Source organism: Streptomyces sp. NPDC030799, from assembly GCF_055572255.1.
On sequence record NZ_JBVIDS010000002.1, the window covers coordinates 223,774 to 239,891 of the forward strand.

Sequence of the window (16,118 nt, forward strand, 5' to 3'; positions counted from 1 at the left end):
GGGCTGACGGCCTGTCAGCAGTCCTCTTCACCCTCCGGGCCGGTGCCGAGCCGCGCCGCGGCCAGTGCCGTCGCCGGATCAGCGTCCGGCCCGCCCGCAGGGGCCCAGTGCCCGGCCTCCTCACGGTACGGCCACCAGCGGCCGTCCCGGCCGAGGCGCAACTGAACCCCTCCGCCCGGGACGGTCCACCGGTTGCCGCTGCTGTGGAACTCCGGCCGCTCGTCCGGCTCCCAGGCCGCTTCGAGCGCCGCACGCGCGCGTGCCAGTGCCACACCCTCCACCTGCCATTCCTCGTCGAGCACGGCCAGGGCCGCGACACCACCGGCATGCCAGGCACGGACAGCCGTCGCCAGCCCCTGGCGGCCGCGGCCCGACCCCTCGGCGAGCCGTGCGACGACGTCGCCCGAGGGCGCTCCGCACGCGAGTCGTACGGCGTCCTGGGCGGCCGTGCGGGCCGTGCCGTCCCACGCACCCGAGCGCAGGACCACCGCAAGGAGCCGGTACGCCTCCACGGCGGTGCGGCCCGCCAGGTGCTCCAGCGCCACGGGATCGATGCCGGGCGCCGGTGCCGTTGCGGCCGTCAGGGACGGCGGTGCGCCCGGAGCCTGCGGGAGCCCGGGCAACTCCGGCAGCCCGGGCAGGATGTCCCCGGCCGCCCAGGCCTCCGCCGCGTCCACGCCCCTGGCCACGGAGCCCCCGGCCACGGATGTGGAGTCTTCCGTGCGGGACGCCGTACCGCGCACATGCAGCTCCGCCAGGAACGCATCCTTGCCGCGACCGCGCATCAGCAGCAGCAGAAACGGATCCTCATCCAGCAGCCGCGCCACCTGGTGACACAACGCGGCGGTGTGCCCGCAGTGGTCCCACGTTCCGCAGTCACACTCGGGTTCCAGATCACCCAGGCCCGGCAGAAGCTCGACACCGCCGACCGCGGCGTCCTCGACCAGCAGCGGCGGCAGCTCCCCGTCGAGGAGCGCGGCCATGTGCCCGGCCTGCTCCACGGTCACGTCCAGGAACCGCCGCCACTCCTCCTCGGACAGCTCCGGCACGAGGACATCGGCCCGGTGGGCCGCGCCTCCCGGATCGCGTACGACGGCGGTGACCCGCCCCGGCCGCACGGTCACCGCGCCCACTCCGCCCGCTCGCGCCAGCCTGCGGCCGGCCTTGACCGCCGCACCGTCCAGGGCCGCGTCCTCCAGCGCCTGCAGCCATGCCCGACCCCACCAGCTCTGCGCGAACCCGCGTCCGTGGACGGGTGGCAGTGCGGCAAGCGTGCGCCCCGCCGCACGGCCGTGCTCGTCGTCGTAATCGCTCATCGTGCCTCCTTGCGCAGCTCGACCAGCGCGGCCAGTTCCGCGTCCGTCAGTTCCGTCAGCGCGGCCTCGCCGGTTCCGAGCACCGTGTCCGCCAGCTCGCGCTTGCGGTCCAGCAGGTCCGCGATGCGGTCCTCCAGGGTTCCCTCGGCGATCAGGCGATGCACCTGCACCGGCTGTGTCTGCCCGATGCGGTACGCGCGGTCGGTGGCCTGCGCCTCGACCGCCGGATTCCACCAGCGGTCGTAGTGCACGACATGCCCGGCGCGGGTGAGGTTCAGGCCCGTCCCGGCCGCCTTCAGGGACAGCAGGAACACCGGTGCCCCGCCGTCCTGGAAACGCCGGACCAGCTCCTCGCGCGCGCTCACCGGGGTTCCGCCGTGCAGGAGCAGCGAGGGCACCCCACGGGCCGTCAGATGGCGCTCCAGCAGGCGGGCCATGCGCACGTACTGAGTGAAGACGAGCACCCCCGAGCCTTCCGCGAGGATGGTGCCGAGGAGTTCGTCGAGCAGCTCCAGCTTGCCCGAGCGGCCGGCAAGCCGCGGCTCGTCCTCCTTGAGGAACTGCGCCGGATGATTGCAGATCTGCTTCAGGCCGGTCAGCAACCGCACGATCAGGCCCCGGCGGGCCATGGCGTCGGCGGCCGCGATCCGCTCCAGCGTCTCGCGCACCAACGCCTCGTACAGTCCTGCCTGTTCCGGCGTGAGAGCCACCGGGTGATCGCTCTCGGTCTTCGGCGGCAGCTCGGGGGCGATGCCGGGGTCCGACTTGCGCCGTCGCAGCAGGAACGGCCGGACGAGCCCTGCGAGACGGTGTGCGGCGGCGGGATCGAGGCCGGCCTCGACCGGTTGCGCGTAGCGGGCGCGGAAGGTGCCGAGGCGGCCGAGCAGGCCGGGAGTCGTCCAGTCGAGGATGGCCCACAGCTCGGTGAGGTTGTTCTCCACCGGGGTGCCGGTGAGCGCCACGCGCGCGTGTGCCCCGATGGACCGCAATGCCCGCGCGGTCGCCGAATAGGGGTTCTTCACGTGCTGCGCCTCATCGGCCACGACCAGGCCCCACGGCAGTGCGGCCAGCCGCTCGGCGTCCAGGCGCATCGTGCCGTACGTCGTCAGGACGAACTCCCCGTCCGCGACGGATCCGAGAGCGCGTCCGGGACCGTGGAACCTGCGCACCGGCACACCGGGGGCGAACCGTTCGATCTCGCGTTGCCAGTTGCCGAGCAGGGAGGCAGGGCAGACGACGAGGGTGGGGCCGGCGGCCGAGGCGTCCGTCTGCCGGTGCAGATGCAGTGCGATCAGGGTGATCGTCTTGCCGAGGCCCATGTCGTCGGCCAGACAGCCGCCCAGGCCGAGGGCGGTCATGCGGGCCAGCCAGTCGAGCCCGCGGAGCTGATAGTCGCGCAGGGTGGCGGCCAGCCCCGGAGGCTGCTCGACGGCGGGTGCCGTCCCGGGGTCCGTGAGCCGCTTCCTGAGCCCTTCCAGCCACCCGGACGAGCGTACGTCGACCTGCCGGCCGTCGACCTCCGCCGAGCCGGTCAGCGCGGCGGCCAGCGCCTCCACGGGGGAGAGGGCGCGGTTTCGGCGGGACCGGGCGCGGTGTGCCTGCCGCGGATCCACCAGCACCCACCCGTCCTGCAGCCGCACCAGGGGACGCTTGGCCGCCGCGAGCCGGTCCAGCTCCTGCCGGGACAACTCCCGCCCGCCGAGCGCGAATTGCCAGCGGAAGGAGACCATGGCGTCCGACGAGAGCAACGACGAGGGCGTCGCGGCGTCCCGCCGAGCGGGCGTGCCGTCATCCGTCGGCCCGACGGTCGCGTGCGACGCGAGCTCACGCGACAGCTCCTTCGGCCAGTGCACGTCGACCCCCGCCGCAGCCAGGGCCCGCGTGCCCTCACCGAGCAGTTCGGCGACCTCGTCGTCGGCGAGGGCGACGGTGTCGGGTACGGCGGCGGAGAGCAGTGGCGTCAACGGCGGCCAGGCGTGCGCGGCGCGGCGCAGGGCCAGCAACGCCTCGGCACGCGCGCGTGGAGCGGCCGTTTCGTGCACGGCTCCCGCACCGGCCCACAGGGCGGCGGCATCGATGACGTCCGTGGCCCCGCTCACGCCGTGCACCTGCAGCACCGCGCGGAACGCGACCGCAGCGTCGTCCCGCTGTACGGCGTCGTCGAGCCCGGAGACCTCCACGCGCAGTGACAGCCGCACGCCCGCGTCCTGGCCGGCGGCGATGTCATCGGCCCACGCCCGAAGATGGGGCAACCGCTGCGGCTCGGGAGCCGCGTATGCGGGGCCGCCGGTCACCGACGGGGCGGCGGGGGAGCGCGGCAGTACATCGGCGACCGCGTCCAGGAAAGCGTGCAGCAGCCGCTCAGGTTCGGGCAGCCGGAGCGGTCCCTCGGGCGAGAGCGGTACCGCATGGGCCTCCGGGGGCATGGAAGCGGCGACTTCGCGGACCAGCTCCGCGTCCCGGGCCGACAGCGGGCCCACCCGCCAGGCGTCGTGACCGCCGGGGGACAGACCCGGCAGCAGAAGCCCACGCGCCAGGAACGACAGGGCCAGTTGGCAGGCGGCACCCCAGAAGCCCGCCGAGCGATGCCCCTGCCGCAGTGCACGCGCGCGTGTGAGCAGCGGCAGAACATCGTGTACGGGCAGCAGGACCGCTGGCGTACGGACCGGCTCGACGCCGCCGTCCACCATGGGCATCACGATGTCCAGCTCTGCGGCGGAGCCTCCGGCGACGAGGGGGAGGGCCTCCCCGCCGTCCCGTTGCCAGAAGGCGATCCGGCCAGTGCGAGGCGGGTCGGACGGCAGGAACACCGCGCAGCAGCGGGTCAGTTCGGAGAGTTCGGAGGGTGGTGCCGTGGGGTTGGTCTGCACAGCTGAGGCGCACTCCTCAAATTTGACTACTGAGTCGGAGTCGCCGAGAGTACAGCACGTCGGGGGTGGCCCCGGCATACTGACGACGTGATCCCGGCCACTTCACATTCTGTTCGAAAGAGAGAAGAGGGCGGCCCCGGCCAGTAGGGGGAGCGGCTCAGGGTTGTCTCGGGGTCGGGTTCCGGAACTGCATGGAGCGGGCGGCCGTTTTCAGGTCGGAGAGCGGCAGTGGCCGCGAAGGAGGCGACGCTCATGTCCAAGAACGCGAAGATCGCCGTCGGGGGTGTGGCGGTCGGGCTGCTCCTGCTGATCTGGCTGCCCTGGTGGGTGGCGTTCCTGATCGTGGTCGGGGTCCCGGTGGCCGCCTATCTGGCGCTGGACCCCTCACAGCGGCGCAGGCTCCGCAGGGTCACCCGCAAGGAGCTCGGCCGCTGAGGCGACAGCGGATCCCACGGGGAGGCGCGCCGGGCGCCTGTCGGGGGTGGCGGACCGCGCGGCGCCCTCGCCGAGGGGGTGCCCGGCCAGGGGCTTCGCGCCTGCCTCATGGGGCTTCGCGCCTGGCTGGGGGACGGCCTGCTCCCTCGGGCCTGTTCACCCGGCCCCACGTGCGGACCGCCCGGCCCCTCGCGCGCGTCCGGCTTCGGAGACGGCCTCGATCTGGCGGGGCGGGGGCCCGGTGTGCGCCGGCCGTGGTGTCGTGCGGGCTAGACGGGGCGTACGGCCATCTTGTCGAGTGCCTCCAGCAGGCCCGGCAGTTCGGGGCCCCGGCCCACCGGCAGCACCTCGCCGGGCTCCTCGTCGAGCAGGACGAAGGCGATGTCGTCGGTGCGGGCCACGATCGACCAGCCGGGGCCGTCGGCGCGCAGCATACGCGCGTCGCCCGGGGCGAACGCCGAGCGTACCCGGCCGAGCGGCGGCGGCGTGTCGACATAGGCGCGGGCCTCCGCCAGCACCCGCCTGACTCCCCGGTGGCCGCTCCGCGGCACGCCCTTCTCGCCCTCCGACGGCAACTCCTCGGCCTTCTCCTGCCGGTCCGGCTTCTGCTCCCCCTCGGGCACGGAGAATTCCGCGTCGTTGATCTGCTCCCGCCACGTCGCCCACTGCAGCGCTATCTCGTCGGCGCCCAGGCGGCGCTGGGCCGGCCCCCAGGAACTGGTGTCCGGCGGGCTCAGCGCAGGCCGCTCCGCCACCTCGGCAGCGGGGTCATGCGGCGCGGGGACGCCCGGGGCCGCGACCGAGACCGCCAGCGGCCAGCCCGGCAGGGCGGTCACGACGGCGCGCTCGTCCGGAGACAACTCGTACTCCATGCCGCAGTCCCAGGAGGCGATCGCCACGGCGACCAGCGAGACGTCGTCGATGACGACCGTCCAGCGGGCGCCCTCGCCGTCCTGGCCCAGTATCAGCCCGTACCCGTCGGCGAGGGGCGCGAGTCCCAGCGCCGCGCACGCCTCCGGATAGTCGTCGCCCAGAACGCTCGGGAACTGCGCCGGCGTCAGCAGCACTGCCGTCAGTACGTACAGCGCATCCTCAGCGGCGGCGACGGCCTCATCCTCGGTCCCGGCCATCCCTGCCTCCAGTGGTTCGTCCATCGGCGCGCACCCTAGTGCGAGCGGAAGCCGCTTGTCACGACTCCTCACACCACGCGGACCTGCAGGTTTCCGCCTGGAGGGGGGCGAAACGACCACATCGAAGGGGATCTTCCTCAGCTCGTGGGCAGCCCGAGGAGATCACGGGCCACCGCCGCCGGAGACTCGTCGCGCTCCCGGGCCAACGCGACGACCGCCCGGCAGGCGAGTTCGCTCACCCCGAACGACAGCGCCTCCGGCGACACCCAGGCCGCCGCCTCCTCGATCCGCTCCTGATCGTCCTCCGCGCGGGCGACGACATAGGTGGCCGCCGCTTCGAACAGGTTGTGCGCACGTCTGTCCCGGGTGCCCGCCGGCTGAGCCTGTGCGGAGTCGCGGAGTCTGGCGGCCATCTTGCCTATCCGGCCGAACATGCGGACCACCCTCTCCCCCGAAACGGGGTCGTCGTCGATCGCTCATCTGCTGTCATTCAACGTAGAGACGGACCTTCCGCAGCAGAAGGGGGACGACGCGGTCAAACGGACTCCACCGGCGCACGGAACTGACCGAGTGTACGCAGAAGCGGTATGACGATACCGCGCGTTCGAGACCCTTACGCCCCACCCGACGCGCCCACCTGCGCGCTGGTGCGCCGCGCCCCGCACTTCGCACGCCGGAACCCGGAGATCAAGAGCTACCCGGACGGCTACGGGGTCGCCGACCGGGGCACCGCCCGGTCCTCGGGCTGCGTGGCTGCCCGGTGCGGCACTGCGACGGCTCAGCGGCCGACGGCGTCGAGTGATGCCAGGGTGTCGCGCAGCCAGGCCAGTTCCGCCCGGCTCGTGGCACGGGCGATGGTGAGGACACCGTGCCGGAACGGGTCGTCCAGCTCCTCGGCGGCCAGCGGCCGGTCGCCGTCGTAGAAGAAGCTCGCCGGCTCCTCCAGGAAGGCCAGCCGGCGGCGCAGTACGGCCGCCTGGGCGGCCGGGTCCTCCAGGTGCCGCAGAAACGCGAGCAGCGTGAACCAGTGGTTCTCGTCGGTGATCTCGCGCTGCGCGGGCTCGGCCAGCCGGCGCTTCAGTTCGCGCCCGCCCTCCTCGGTCAGCCGCAGTACGTGACGCGGTGCCGCCACCGCGCCGGGCTCGGTGGCGCGTACCAGCAGGCCCGCCTTCTCCAGCCGCTTGATCGCCGGGTAGAGCGTGCTCTCGGCGACGGGCCGGACGTGGCCGGTGAGGGCCGCGATGTGCCGGCGCAGGACGTATCCGTGCAGCGGGGCGTCGTAGAGGAAACCGAGGATGGCGAGTTCGAGCACGGCCGCATTCTCGCGCACGACGCTGTACCTCGTCACCTTAATACTTTCTTGCGGCTATACATCGATGGCGATGTATAGTCCGGCTGTCGGAGGATGTGCAGGAGAGGGGCACCATGAAGCAGGCCGTGTTCGACCACGAGGGAAGCCGGATCCGCTGGACCGAGGCGCCGGGGGCGGAGCCCGCGCGCGTGTATCTGCACGGGCTCGGCTCGGTGTCCGCCGTCTATCACGCGCACATCGCGTCCCGGCCCGAACTCGCGGGCCGGCGCAGTCTGTTCCTGGATCTGCCGGGACACGGTCTCAGCGACCGGCCGAGCGCGTTCGGATACACGCTGGAGGAACACGCCGAGGCGGTGGCGGTCGCGCTGGACGAAGCCGGAGTGCGCGGCGCCGAGTTGGTCGCGCACAGCATGGGGGGCGCCGTGGCGATCGTGCTCGCCCATCGGCGGCCCGACCTCGCCTCCCGGCTCGTCCTCACGGAGGCCAATCTGGACGCCTACCCGCGGCCCACGGCCGGAAGCAGCAGAATCGCCACCTACGAAGAGGGCGATTTCGTCGAACGACAGCACGCGCGCGTGCTGGAGGCGGTCGGTCCGCTGTGGGCGGCCACCATGCGGTTGGCCGACCCGCGCGCCCTGCACCGAAGCGCCGTCGGCCTGCGCCGCGGCTCGGATCCTGTGATGCGCACGATCCTGGAGAAGCTGCCCGTCGAGCGCGTGTACCTGCAGGGCGAGCACAGCGGCGAACTGCCGGGCCGGGAGCGCCTGGAAGCCGCGGGGGTGCGCGTCGTGACCGTGCCGGGCGCCGGGCACAACGTCATGTTCGACAACCCCGACGCCTTCGCAGCAGCCGTCGCCGGAAGGGACTGACCCGCCCCGGCCTTCCGCGACGGGACGCTCAGTTCTCGCGCACCGCGAGCGCGAGGAAGCGGGCGTCCTCGTCGGCGTACGACGTCATGCTCCATCCCGAACGCGACAGAAGAGGGCCGAGGTTCCCCTCGGCGCGCAGGTCGTCGGGGGTGATCTGCCGCCCCTGCCGCGCCGCCAGGGCCGCGCGCCCGAGGGGATGGAACAGCGCGAGCTTTCCGCCGGGCCGCACCACACGGGCCAGCTCCCGCAGGTTCTCCTCCGGTTGCGGCAGATGCGCGATCAGACCGGCCGCGAACACGGTGTCCAGGGATCCGGACCGCAGCGGCAGCGCGGAGACGTCCGCGAGCAGCAGCCGCCCGTGCCGGTCCCGGCCCGCCCGCACGGCCGCAGTGAGCATCGCCGGGGTGAGGTCGGCGCCCAGCACCACCCCGGACGGGCCCACGGCGGCACGCAGCGGCGGCAGGGCACGCCCCGTGCCGCAGCCCGCGTCCAGCACCCGGTCGCCCGGCCGCAGCCCGAGATCGCCGACGGCCGCCGCGTACGCGGGGCCGTCGTCGGGGAACCTGCTGTCCCAGTCGGCCGCACGGGCAGTGAAGAACTCCTGGACATGTGTGTGGTCATCGCTCATATTCCGCATGATTCCTCATCAACCCGGGGGACATGGAGGCGCACATGTTCGGGCCGGAGCCGATCGTTCCGTCGCATCTGTGTGTCATATTCCAACAGCTTTCGAAATGCGCCCCCTTCGTGCGCCCGTACCCCCCTAGCGTCCCGTGGCCATGGGACACCTGGACCACGCCGCCTTCGGCTGGCTGACCCCCGTACTGTCGTACGTCATGGCCTGCATCGGCGCCGCGCTCGGACTGCGCTGCACCGTCCGCGCGCTCGCCACCACCGGCCGCTCGCGCCGCAACTGGCTCGTCACCGCGGCCTCGGCCATCGGGACGGGCATCTGGACCATGCACTTCGTGGCCATGCTCGGCTTCCGCGTCAGCGGCACCGACATCCGCTACGACGTTCCGCTGACCATCCTCAGCCTCCTCGTCGCCATGGTCGTCGTCTGCGCCGGAGTCTTCGCCGTCGGCTACAGCCGCGACCGCAACCGGGCGCTCCTCCTGGGGGGTCTCACCACCGGGCTGGGCGTCGCCAGCATGCACTACCTGGGCATGGCGGCGGTCCGGCTGCACGGCGACATCACGTACGACCCCGTGCTCGTCGGAGTGTCGGTGCTCATCGCCGTCGTGGCGGCGACCGCCGCGCTGTGGGCCGGCCTCAACATCAAGTCCCCCCTCGCGGTCACCGTCGCCTCCCTCGTCATGGGAGCGGCCGTCAGCAGCATGCACTACACCGGGATGTTCGCGGTGAGCGTGCGTGTGGACCCCTCCGGCGCCACACTGCCCGGGGCCACGGCGATGCAGTTCATCTTCCCCCTCGCCGTCGGCCTCGGGTCCTACCTGTTCATCACCTCGGCCTTCGTCGCCCTCTCACCCACGGCCGGCGAGCGGGAGGCATCCGCCTCCGCCCAGCGGCCCGTCGAGAGCATCGCCCGCTAGCGGGAGCCCGCTCCGAGCACCCCGACCCACGTCCCGAGCGAGGAGGCCATGCGCCCACCCCGTAACGCCCCGAAAGCCGGCGCCCCGGCGCCCCCGCCACGCGGCCGCCGCGCCCATGCCGGACCGCCCGCCGACGAGGGCTCCGACCGCGGGCTCGGTACCGCACCGGCCACGGCACGCGCGCGTGGAAACCGCCGGCACCTGCGCCCCCGTACCGTGCGCGCCAAGGTGGTCAGTCTGCTGATGGTGCCCGTGGTCTCGCTGCTCGCCCTGTGGGCGTATGCCACCGTCACCACCGCCCAGGACGTCGCCCGGCTGCGGCAGTCCCAGCGGGTCGACGCCGAACTGCGCACCCCGGTGGCCGTCGCCGTCGCCGCCCTCCAGGCCGAGCGCACCGCGGCCGTGCGCTACGCCGGCGCGCCGGGCGCGGCCGACGGCAGCAACCTGCGAAGCCTGGCCGCCCGCACCGACCGGGCCGTCGCCGAGCTGCGGCTCGGCCGCGACAATACCGTCGCCGACAGCCAGGAGTTGCCTGCCGCTGTCTCCGGGCGCCTCGCTGCGTTCGTCACCGGCGCCGAGCACCTGCGCGCACTGCGTACGGCCGTACTCGGCCACAAGGCCGGCTGGGACACGGCGTACACGCAGTACACGAAGACCATCGGCGCGGCCTTCGCCGCGGACGGTGCCCTCACCGGCATCCAGCAGGCCGACGTCGGCTCCGACGCGCGCGTGCTGCTCGAATTCAGCCGGGCCGCCGAGGCGCTGGCCCAGGAGGACACCGTCCTTGGCAGTGCCCGGACCGCCGGGCAGCTGCGGGGTGAGCGGCTACGGCTGTTCGGCGCCGCCGTCGCCGCGCGCCGTGCCCTCACCGAGACGGCCGTCGCCGATCTGCCCGCCGCCCAGCGCGCCGCCTGGCAGGAAGTGGCCGGAAGCGACTCCTACACCGCTCTCGGTGCCGCCGAGGACAAGATCCTCGCCGCAGCACCGGGCGCCACACCGGCCGGCGCGGCACCGCAGGCTGCCTGGAGCGCAGCCCACGCGCGCGTGCGGGACGGCATGCAGGACATCGCGACGGACACGGGCCGGGCCGTCGCCGGCCGGGCCGATCCGGTCACGCACGGCCTGCTCAGCCCCGCGGGCGCCGCCGTACTCCTGGGCCTCGCCGCCGTCGGTGCCTCGCTCGTCATCTCCGTCCGCATCGGACGCGCGCTCGTCGTCGAACTCGTGAGCCTGCGCAACGACGCCCTGGAGATCGCCCGCCGCAAACTCCCCGAAGCGATGCGCAGACTGCGCGCCGGCGACGACATCGACATCCAGGCGGAGGCGCCCGCCGGACCACCCGCCGAGGACGAGACCGGTCAGGTCTCGGAAGCCCTGACCACCGTCCACCGCGCCGCCCTGCGCGCCGCCGTGGAGCGCGCCGAACTCGCCAGCGGCATCTCCGGCGTCTTCGTCAACCTGGCCCGCCGCAGTCAGGTACTGGTCCACCGCCAGCTCAGCCTCCTGGACAGCATGGAGCGCCGCTCGGACGACCCCGACGAACTGAGCGACCTGTTCCGCCTGGACCACCTCACCACGCGTATGCGGCGGCACGCCGAGAGTCTGATCATCCTTTCCGGCGCCGCTCCCGGCCGGGCCTGGCGCATGCCGGTGTCCCTGACCAACGTCGTACGGGCCGCCGTGTCGGAAGTCGAGGACTACGCGCGCGTGGAGGTACGCCAGCTCCCCGAGGCCCATGTCATCGGAGCCGCCGTCGCCGACCTCACCCACCTGCTCGCCGAACTCGTCGAGAACGCCGCCCAGTTCTCGCCGCCCCACACACGCGTGCGCGTCACCGGCGAACCCGTCGGCAACGGCTACGCCCTGGAGATCGAGGACCGGGGCCTCGGCATGGGCGCCGAGACCCTCGCGGAGGCCAATCGCCGCATCGAACAGTCCGAGGCCCTCGACCTGTTCGACAGCGACCGGCTCGGCCTCTTCGTGGTGAGCCGGCTCGCCTCCCGGCACGACGTCAAGGTGCACCTGCGGACCTCCCCCTACGGGGGCACCACGGCCGTCGTCCTGGTGCCCACCGCCCTGCTCCACAGCGGCGCGCCGGAACGCGCCTGCGACCAGGGCGAGCGGGCCCGTCCCCGGCAGGAACGCGAGTACGCGCGCGTACCCGGCGCCACCTCGCACCAGGAGGCCGTCACGGCTCGGTCGGACCGGCCCGCCCTCGCGGCCACCGCTCCCGAACCCCACGGTGCCGACGAGCCGGACCCGTACGGAAGCGTCGACGAACCCCCGCCCCCCGGAGTCACCGCCTTGAGGCTGCACCGACCATCCGAGCACTCCGAGACCGACGACGACCTCCCACGCCGTGTGCGCCAGGCCAGCCTCGCCCCCCAGCTCCGGCAGCGCCCCCCAGCACAGGCACCGGAAACCGCACGGCACGGCGACGAACGGCGCACCCCCGAGCAGGTACGGGACCGCATGGCGGCCTACCGCGACGGCTGGGCTCGCGGCGGCGGCAGACAGCCGGGCCGCGGCGTCGCCACGGAACCCCCGACGGGCAGTGACAGCAGTGAAGGAGACCCGGCATGATCCAGGACCCGAACACGAGGGCCGGCCAGCGTTCCGGCGAACTGGACTGGTTGCTCGACGACCTGGTGTTGCGCGTGAGCGAGGTACGACACGCCGTCGTGCTCTCCAACGACGGGCTGGCCGTCGGCGCCTCCAGCGGCCTCGCACGGGAGGACGCCGAGCACCTCGCCGCCGTCGCCTCCGGCTTCAACAGCCTCGCCAAGGGCGCGGGACGGCACTTCGGAGCGGGCGGCGTGCGGCAGACCATGGTCGAGATGGACGACGCGTTCCTCTTCGTGGCCGCCGCCGGCGACGGTTCCTGCCTGGCCGTCCTCACCGCCGTCACCGCCGACATCGGACTGGTCGCCTACGAGATGGCGCGCCTGGTCAAGAGGGTCGGCGAGCACCTGTACACCCCGCCGCGTGTCGCCGCGCAGCCGCCCGCCGCCGGATGATCCCGCAATGGCGGCATCGATGACGGAGAACCAGACCGGCGGTCCGTGGGAGCCGGGCAGTCAGTGGTACGACGGCGAGGCCGGACCGCTCGTCCGCCCGTACGCGATGACCGGCGGGCGCACCCAGCCGGGGCCCACCGGGGTGCGCTTCGACCTGATCGCGCTCGTCACCCTCGACCCCGCGGCACCGGCACTCGACGACGACACCGCGCTCGGCCCCGAACACCGGACGCTGACAGCGCTGTGCCGTACGGAGACACAGTCCGTCGCCGAACTCGCGGCGGACGCCGACCTCCCCGTCGGCGTGGTCCGGGTGCTGCTCGGTGACCTCCTGGAACTCGGCTGTGTGGTCATCAGCCGTCCCGTCCCCCCGGCACAGCTGCCCGACGAACGGATTCTGCGCGAGGTCATCGCGGGACTGCGAGCGCTGTAGATGAACGTTCCGAACCCGCCGTACGCCGTTCTGCATCCGGTCCGTACCGGTCCTCCCGAGAGAAGTGATCATGGTCATCGAGCACTCCGACGACGCCGACGACACCTCCGCCCTGGCCCTGAAAATTCTGGTCGCCGGTGGATTCGGCGTCGGCAAGACGACCCTGGTCGGGGCCGTCAGCGAGATCCGGCCGCTGCGCACCGAGGAACTGCTCAGTGAGGCAGGGCAGTTGGTGGACGACACCGACGGCGTGGACCAGAAGACCACCACGACCGTCGCCATGGACTTCGGGCGCATCACCATCCGCTCCGGCCTGTCGCTCTACCTCTTCGGCACACCCGGACAGGACCGTTTCTGGTTCCTCTGGGACGAGCTGTCCCAGGGCGCCCTCGGCGCCGTCGTCCTCGCGGACACCCGGCGCCTGGAGGACTGCTTTCCCGCAGTCGACTACTTCGAGCACCGGCACATCCCGTTCGTGGTGGCCGTCAACTGCTTCGCGGGAGCCCGCAGCTACGGCGTCCACGACGTCTCCCGGGCCCTCGACCTGGACCACGGCACGCCCGTGGTGCTGTGCGACGCGCGGGAGCGGGACTCCGGCAAGGAAGTCCTGATCCGGCTCGTCGAGTATGCCGGGCGGATGCACACCGCCCGGCTGCTGGACTCGGTCGGCTGAGGCCGGGCGTGCCGCTCAGGCTGCCAGATCCCGCACGGCCACCACCTGGTCGATGCTGACCCGGACGAGCAGCTCACCCGGAACGCCGTTGCGGGCGCCGTACTCCTCGGCGCGGTCCTCGCCCATGTACCGGGCGGCGATCCGGGTGGCCCAGTGACGCAGCTCGTCCAGTTCCTCCGACAGCCGTGCGCGGCCGTTGAGCACCACGAAGTGGAACGGCGGCCGATCGTCGTCCACACACAGGGCGATCCGCCCGTCACGGGCCAGATTGCGTCCTTTCACCGTGTCCTTACCGGTGTTGAAAACGAGTTCGTCGCCGTCCAGCAGGAACCAGATCGGGGCCACATGAGGGCTCCCATCGGCGCGAACGGTGGACAGCTTGCCGGTCCGGGTGCCGTCCGAGACGAACGCCCGCCATTCCTCGTCGGTCATCTTCTGTGCCATGCGCTCATCGTGCTTGCCCGGACGCCGGTGGTGGGGAAGGCTGGCGGGGAGTTCCTCCAGCCAGGGGGAGACATCACACGGGGAGACGGAGATGGCGCAGAACCAGGGACTCGGCTGGCTCCTGGACGATCTGACCGAGCGGGTGGACCACGTGCGGCACGCGCTGGTCCTGTCCAACGACGGCCTGGTCACGGGCGCGAGTACGGGCCTACGCCGTGAGGATGCCGAGCATCTTGCCGCCGTGGCGTCCGGGCTGCACAGCCTGGCCAAGGGATCGGGACGCCACTTCGGTGCCGGCCGGGTACGCCAGACCATGATCGAGTACGACGACGCAGTGCTGTTCGTGACCGCGGCCGGCACCGGCAGCTGCCTGTGTGTGCTCAGCGGCGCGGAGGCCGACATCGGCCAGATCGCCTACGAGATGACCTTGCTCGTCAATCGTGTCGGCGAACACCTCGGCGTCGACGCCAGGCAGCCGGAGCGAACCCCCATCGCAGACGTCTGACCTGCGGCTTCTCCTTCGTTGGTGGAGTTGTCCACAGGCTCGGCGGGAACTGGGCCGGATTGGCTACCGTGTGTGCACGACGAACGCACAAGGCGTGAGCCAACGACTCCACGGGGGAGTACGACCATGTCGGCAAGCACGTTCAGCCAGCCCCGGTCCACCACCTGCACGCCCAGCCATGCCGCTCGGGAACTGGGCCTCAAGCGTGGCGAGTTCGACCTCGCCGTGCACCTCGGTCACATCCGGACCGTGCCCGACGAGGGCGGGGGAGGAGGTCGGAGGGTGGAGCGCGCGGAGATCGACCGCCTCCGCGCACAGGAGGGCTATCCGGAGAGTTTGCTCGACCGCGTGCGGGTGGTGGGCACGACGGAGGGCGCCGCGCTCATGAAGATCCCGGCCGCTCGGTTCACCCGCCTCGCCCGGCTGGGCCTGCTCGTGCCGGTCAAGTGGTATTTGAACCGCTACCGGGCCATCGTCTGGCTGTATCTCGCGGACGACCTGCGGAGCTTCACATCGGACACAGAGAACGCGACCCTGCTCAAGGGGCGCACACCCGAGACGTTGCGTGGCCAGCTGGCCGCCGGGGTGGACCTGCGCGCCCGCAACTGGCGGGCACGCCATCTCGGGTTCCTGTTGCGGCAGGCCGAGCAGCCGTGGGCCCGGGCCGGAGCCGTGGCGGGCTTCCTGTCCCCCGTCGAGATCGCCGACGTCGTCAAGGATCCGTATGCGCGTTCCTACCTGAACCGGTTCCGGCCGGCGCAACCTGGTCGGGGCACCCCGGGATCACCTGCCGCGCATCTGGCCGAGCGGATCGCGACGGCGCAGGACGCGGACGAGATCGAGTGGCTGCGCAGCGAGCTGTGCCAGCTGCTGGAGGAGGCCTGCACCCTCTTCCCGGCCCCGCGCCCGGCCGCCCGCCGCACCGCACCGACCCGGCGAGTGGCAGCACACCCCGTTCCTCCGATGGCCCCCACGGTCACGCGACTCACGCAACCGACGGCGCGGTCGTCGTCAGAGCCCCCCGAAGATCCGGCCGTGGCACGGGTGCCCGAGCCGCAGAGTGGGACGGTGGCCGCAGCGTTCGGGCCGGACTGCGCCTCGCTGCTGGGGCCGGCCAAGGCGACGGACGAGCCGGTGACACGAGCGTGCCGGGCGCAGGCCGTCCGGGCAGGGGGTGCGTCGGTGGTGCGGCCGGCCGCGTCCTCCTCGGCCCGTCGCCGTCACCGCGGGCCCGAACAGGCCCCGCCGCAGCCCGATCGCGGCCTGCGTGCCTGGCTGCGGCGGAGAAACCACCGACCGGCGCGAGCCTGAACCACTCGGCCACGGACCCCGACCGCTCGCTGGCTACAGGGACCTGAAAAGGCCCGGCTGGACGACCGGGACAAGCAGACGTTTGCTGCGCGGGTCCCGCCGGAGCCGCTGGCGGAGGCGGAGGTCAGGCCGTAGGCCGACTGCAGGTCGCTGGGGCCGTAGCCGGTGGGGGAGTCCGCGGCGGCGTTCGGCCGTGCACAGGGCGTTGCAGGATGCGTAGCCCTTGTTCGGGGTGCCGGTGCACTGCAGC

At 72.7% G+C, this 16,118-nt stretch carries 15 protein-coding genes and 2 pseudogenes; 10 read left to right on the plus strand and 7 right to left on the minus strand.

The genetic code is table 11. From position 1 onward, the window contains the following. Positions 1–14: 14 nt before the first annotated feature. Both ACZ41I_RS04915 and ACZ41I_RS04920 read right to left on the minus strand, forming a co-directional pair. The gene (locus ACZ41I_RS04915; protein WP_468513170.1) at positions 15–1,316 is read right to left on the minus strand and encodes an SWIM zinc finger family protein; all 1,302 of its coding nucleotides are present in this window, start codon (positions 1,314–1,316) and stop codon (positions 15–17) included. Continuing rightward, entirely contained in the window at positions 1,313–4,186 is a 2,874-nt protein-coding gene (locus ACZ41I_RS04920; RefSeq protein WP_468513171.1) for a DEAD/DEAH box helicase, read from the minus strand. Before ACZ41I_RS04920 ends, ACZ41I_RS04915 begins: the two co-directional genes overlap by 4 nt. Positions 4,187–4,438: 252 nt before the next feature. Here ACZ41I_RS04920 and ACZ41I_RS04925 point away from each other — a divergent pair, with 252 nt between their 5' ends. Beyond that, positions 4,439–4,621: a hypothetical protein gene (locus ACZ41I_RS04925; protein WP_351243327.1), complete on the plus strand. Its 183-nt coding sequence runs from the start codon at positions 4,439–4,441 to the stop codon at positions 4,619–4,621. 269 nt (positions 4,622–4,890) lie between these two features. Here the strand turns inward: ACZ41I_RS04925 and ACZ41I_RS04930 are convergent, their stop codons facing one another. Both ACZ41I_RS04930 and ACZ41I_RS04935 read right to left on the minus strand, forming a co-directional pair. Then, positions 4,891–5,751 carry a hypothetical protein gene (locus ACZ41I_RS04930; RefSeq protein WP_363215383.1) on the minus strand — a complete coding sequence of 287 codons (861 nt, stop codon included), beginning with the start codon at positions 5,749–5,751 and terminating at the stop codon, positions 4,891–4,893. Positions 5,752–5,888: 137 nt separating this feature from the next. Then, positions 5,889–6,185 carry a hypothetical protein gene (locus ACZ41I_RS04935; protein WP_399763110.1) on the minus strand — a complete coding sequence of 99 codons (297 nt, stop codon included), beginning with the start codon at positions 6,183–6,185 and terminating at the stop codon, positions 5,889–5,891. Positions 6,186–6,365: 180 nt separating this feature from the next. Here ACZ41I_RS04935 and ACZ41I_RS04940 point away from each other — a divergent pair. Then, a pseudogene (locus ACZ41I_RS04940) lies at positions 6,366–6,553 on the plus strand (oxygenase MpaB family protein); the annotation flags it as partial. Here the strand turns inward: ACZ41I_RS04940 and ACZ41I_RS04945 are convergent. Next, positions 6,530–7,063, minus strand: coding sequence for a PadR family transcriptional regulator (locus ACZ41I_RS04945; protein ID WP_468513426.1), 534 nt, complete (start codon positions 7,061–7,063; stop codon positions 6,530–6,532). The pseudogene ACZ41I_RS04940 and the gene ACZ41I_RS04945 overlap by 24 nt on opposite strands. A 113-nt stretch (positions 7,064–7,176) precedes the next feature. Between ACZ41I_RS04945 and ACZ41I_RS04950 the strand changes: the two genes are divergently transcribed. Then, the gene (locus ACZ41I_RS04950) at positions 7,177–7,932 is read left to right on the plus strand and encodes an alpha/beta fold hydrolase (RefSeq protein ID WP_468513172.1); all 756 of its coding nucleotides are present in this window, start codon (positions 7,177–7,179) and stop codon (positions 7,930–7,932) included. Positions 7,933–7,960: 28 nt separating this feature from the next. Here the strand turns inward: ACZ41I_RS04950 and ACZ41I_RS04955 are convergent, their stop codons facing one another. Then, positions 7,961–8,560 (minus strand): class I SAM-dependent methyltransferase, encoded by a 600-nt coding sequence (locus ACZ41I_RS04955; protein WP_399763108.1) that lies wholly within the window; start codon positions 8,558–8,560, stop codon positions 7,961–7,963. Positions 8,561–8,711: 151 nt separating this feature from the next. On the opposite strand from ACZ41I_RS04955, the gene ACZ41I_RS04960 reads away from it, so the two are divergent. From ACZ41I_RS04960 to ACZ41I_RS04980, 5 genes are all read left to right on the plus strand, one after another. Further along, complete coding sequence (locus tag ACZ41I_RS04960; protein ID WP_399763107.1) at positions 8,712–9,485, plus strand: MHYT domain-containing protein; 774 nt, start codon at positions 8,712–8,714, stop codon at positions 9,483–9,485. A 48-nt stretch (positions 9,486–9,533) separates the two neighbouring features. Next, positions 9,534–12,068 (plus strand): sensor histidine kinase, encoded by a 2,535-nt coding sequence (locus ACZ41I_RS04965; protein ID WP_468513173.1) that lies wholly within the window; start codon positions 9,534–9,536, stop codon positions 12,066–12,068. Next, positions 12,065–12,502 carry a roadblock/LC7 domain-containing protein gene (locus tag ACZ41I_RS04970; RefSeq protein WP_363215341.1) on the plus strand — a complete coding sequence of 146 codons (438 nt, stop codon included), beginning with the start codon at positions 12,065–12,067 and terminating at the stop codon, positions 12,500–12,502. Before ACZ41I_RS04965 ends, ACZ41I_RS04970 begins: the two co-directional genes overlap by 4 nt. A gap of 19 nt (positions 12,503–12,521) precedes the next feature. Then, positions 12,522–12,935: a DUF742 domain-containing protein gene (locus tag ACZ41I_RS04975; RefSeq protein WP_363215385.1), complete on the plus strand. Its 414-nt coding sequence runs from the start codon at positions 12,522–12,524 to the stop codon at positions 12,933–12,935. 70 nt (positions 12,936–13,005) lie between these two features. Beyond that, positions 13,006–13,608 carry a GTP-binding protein gene (locus tag ACZ41I_RS04980; protein WP_363215342.1) on the plus strand — a complete coding sequence of 201 codons (603 nt, stop codon included), beginning with the start codon at positions 13,006–13,008 and terminating at the stop codon, positions 13,606–13,608. Positions 13,609–13,623: 15 nt separating this feature from the next. Here ACZ41I_RS04980 and ACZ41I_RS04985 read toward each other — a convergent pair whose 3' ends face one another. Beyond that, the gene (locus ACZ41I_RS04985; protein WP_363215343.1) at positions 13,624–14,052 is read right to left on the minus strand and encodes a PPOX class F420-dependent oxidoreductase; all 429 of its coding nucleotides are present in this window, start codon (positions 14,050–14,052) and stop codon (positions 13,624–13,626) included. A gap of 91 nt (positions 14,053–14,143) precedes the next feature. On the opposite strand from ACZ41I_RS04985, the gene ACZ41I_RS04990 reads away from it, so the two are divergent. Both ACZ41I_RS04990 and ACZ41I_RS04995 read left to right on the plus strand, forming a co-directional pair. After that, on the plus strand, positions 14,144–14,557 hold the full coding sequence (locus ACZ41I_RS04990; protein ID WP_363215344.1) for a roadblock/LC7 domain-containing protein: 414 nt from the start codon (positions 14,144–14,146) through the stop codon (positions 14,555–14,557). Between the two features lie 126 nt (positions 14,558–14,683). Next, positions 14,684–15,520, plus strand: a pseudogene (locus ACZ41I_RS04995) (DUF6397 family protein); the annotation flags it as partial. Between the last annotated feature and the right edge of the window lie 598 nt (positions 15,521–16,118).

Excerpts from the sequence above, each read along its gene's own strand:
- ACZ41I_RS04915 (WP_468513170.1), bottom strand. The coding sequence starts at position 1,316 with ATGAGCGATTACGACGACGAGCACGGCCGTGCGGCGGGGCGCACGCTT.
- ACZ41I_RS04925 (WP_351243327.1), top strand. The coding sequence starts at position 4,439 with ATGTCCAAGAACGCGAAGATCGCCGTCGGGGGTGTGGCGGTCGGGCTG.
- ACZ41I_RS04930 (WP_363215383.1), bottom strand. The coding sequence starts at position 5,751 with ATGGCCGGGACCGAGGATGAGGCCGTCGCCGCCGCTGAGGATGCGCTG.
- ACZ41I_RS04935 (WP_399763110.1), bottom strand. The coding sequence starts at position 6,185 with ATGTTCGGCCGGATAGGCAAGATGGCCGCCAGACTCCGCGACTCCGCA.
- ACZ41I_RS04950 (WP_468513172.1), top strand. The coding sequence starts at position 7,177 with ATGAAGCAGGCCGTGTTCGACCACGAGGGAAGCCGGATCCGCTGGACC.
- ACZ41I_RS04955 (WP_399763108.1), bottom strand. The coding sequence starts at position 8,560 with ATGAGCGATGACCACACACATGTCCAGGAGTTCTTCACTGCCCGTGCG.
- ACZ41I_RS04960 (WP_399763107.1), top strand. The coding sequence starts at position 8,712 with ATGGGACACCTGGACCACGCCGCCTTCGGCTGGCTGACCCCCGTACTG.
- ACZ41I_RS04965 (WP_468513173.1), top strand. The coding sequence starts at position 9,534 with ATGCGCCCACCCCGTAACGCCCCGAAAGCCGGCGCCCCGGCGCCCCCG.
- ACZ41I_RS04970 (WP_363215341.1), top strand. The coding sequence starts at position 12,065 with ATGATCCAGGACCCGAACACGAGGGCCGGCCAGCGTTCCGGCGAACTG.
- ACZ41I_RS04975 (WP_363215385.1), top strand. The coding sequence starts at position 12,522 with ATGACGGAGAACCAGACCGGCGGTCCGTGGGAGCCGGGCAGTCAGTGG.
- ACZ41I_RS04980 (WP_363215342.1), top strand. The coding sequence starts at position 13,006 with ATGGTCATCGAGCACTCCGACGACGCCGACGACACCTCCGCCCTGGCC.
- ACZ41I_RS04985 (WP_363215343.1), bottom strand. The coding sequence starts at position 14,052 with ATGGCACAGAAGATGACCGACGAGGAATGGCGGGCGTTCGTCTCGGAC.
- ACZ41I_RS04990 (WP_363215344.1), top strand. The coding sequence starts at position 14,144 with ATGGCGCAGAACCAGGGACTCGGCTGGCTCCTGGACGATCTGACCGAG.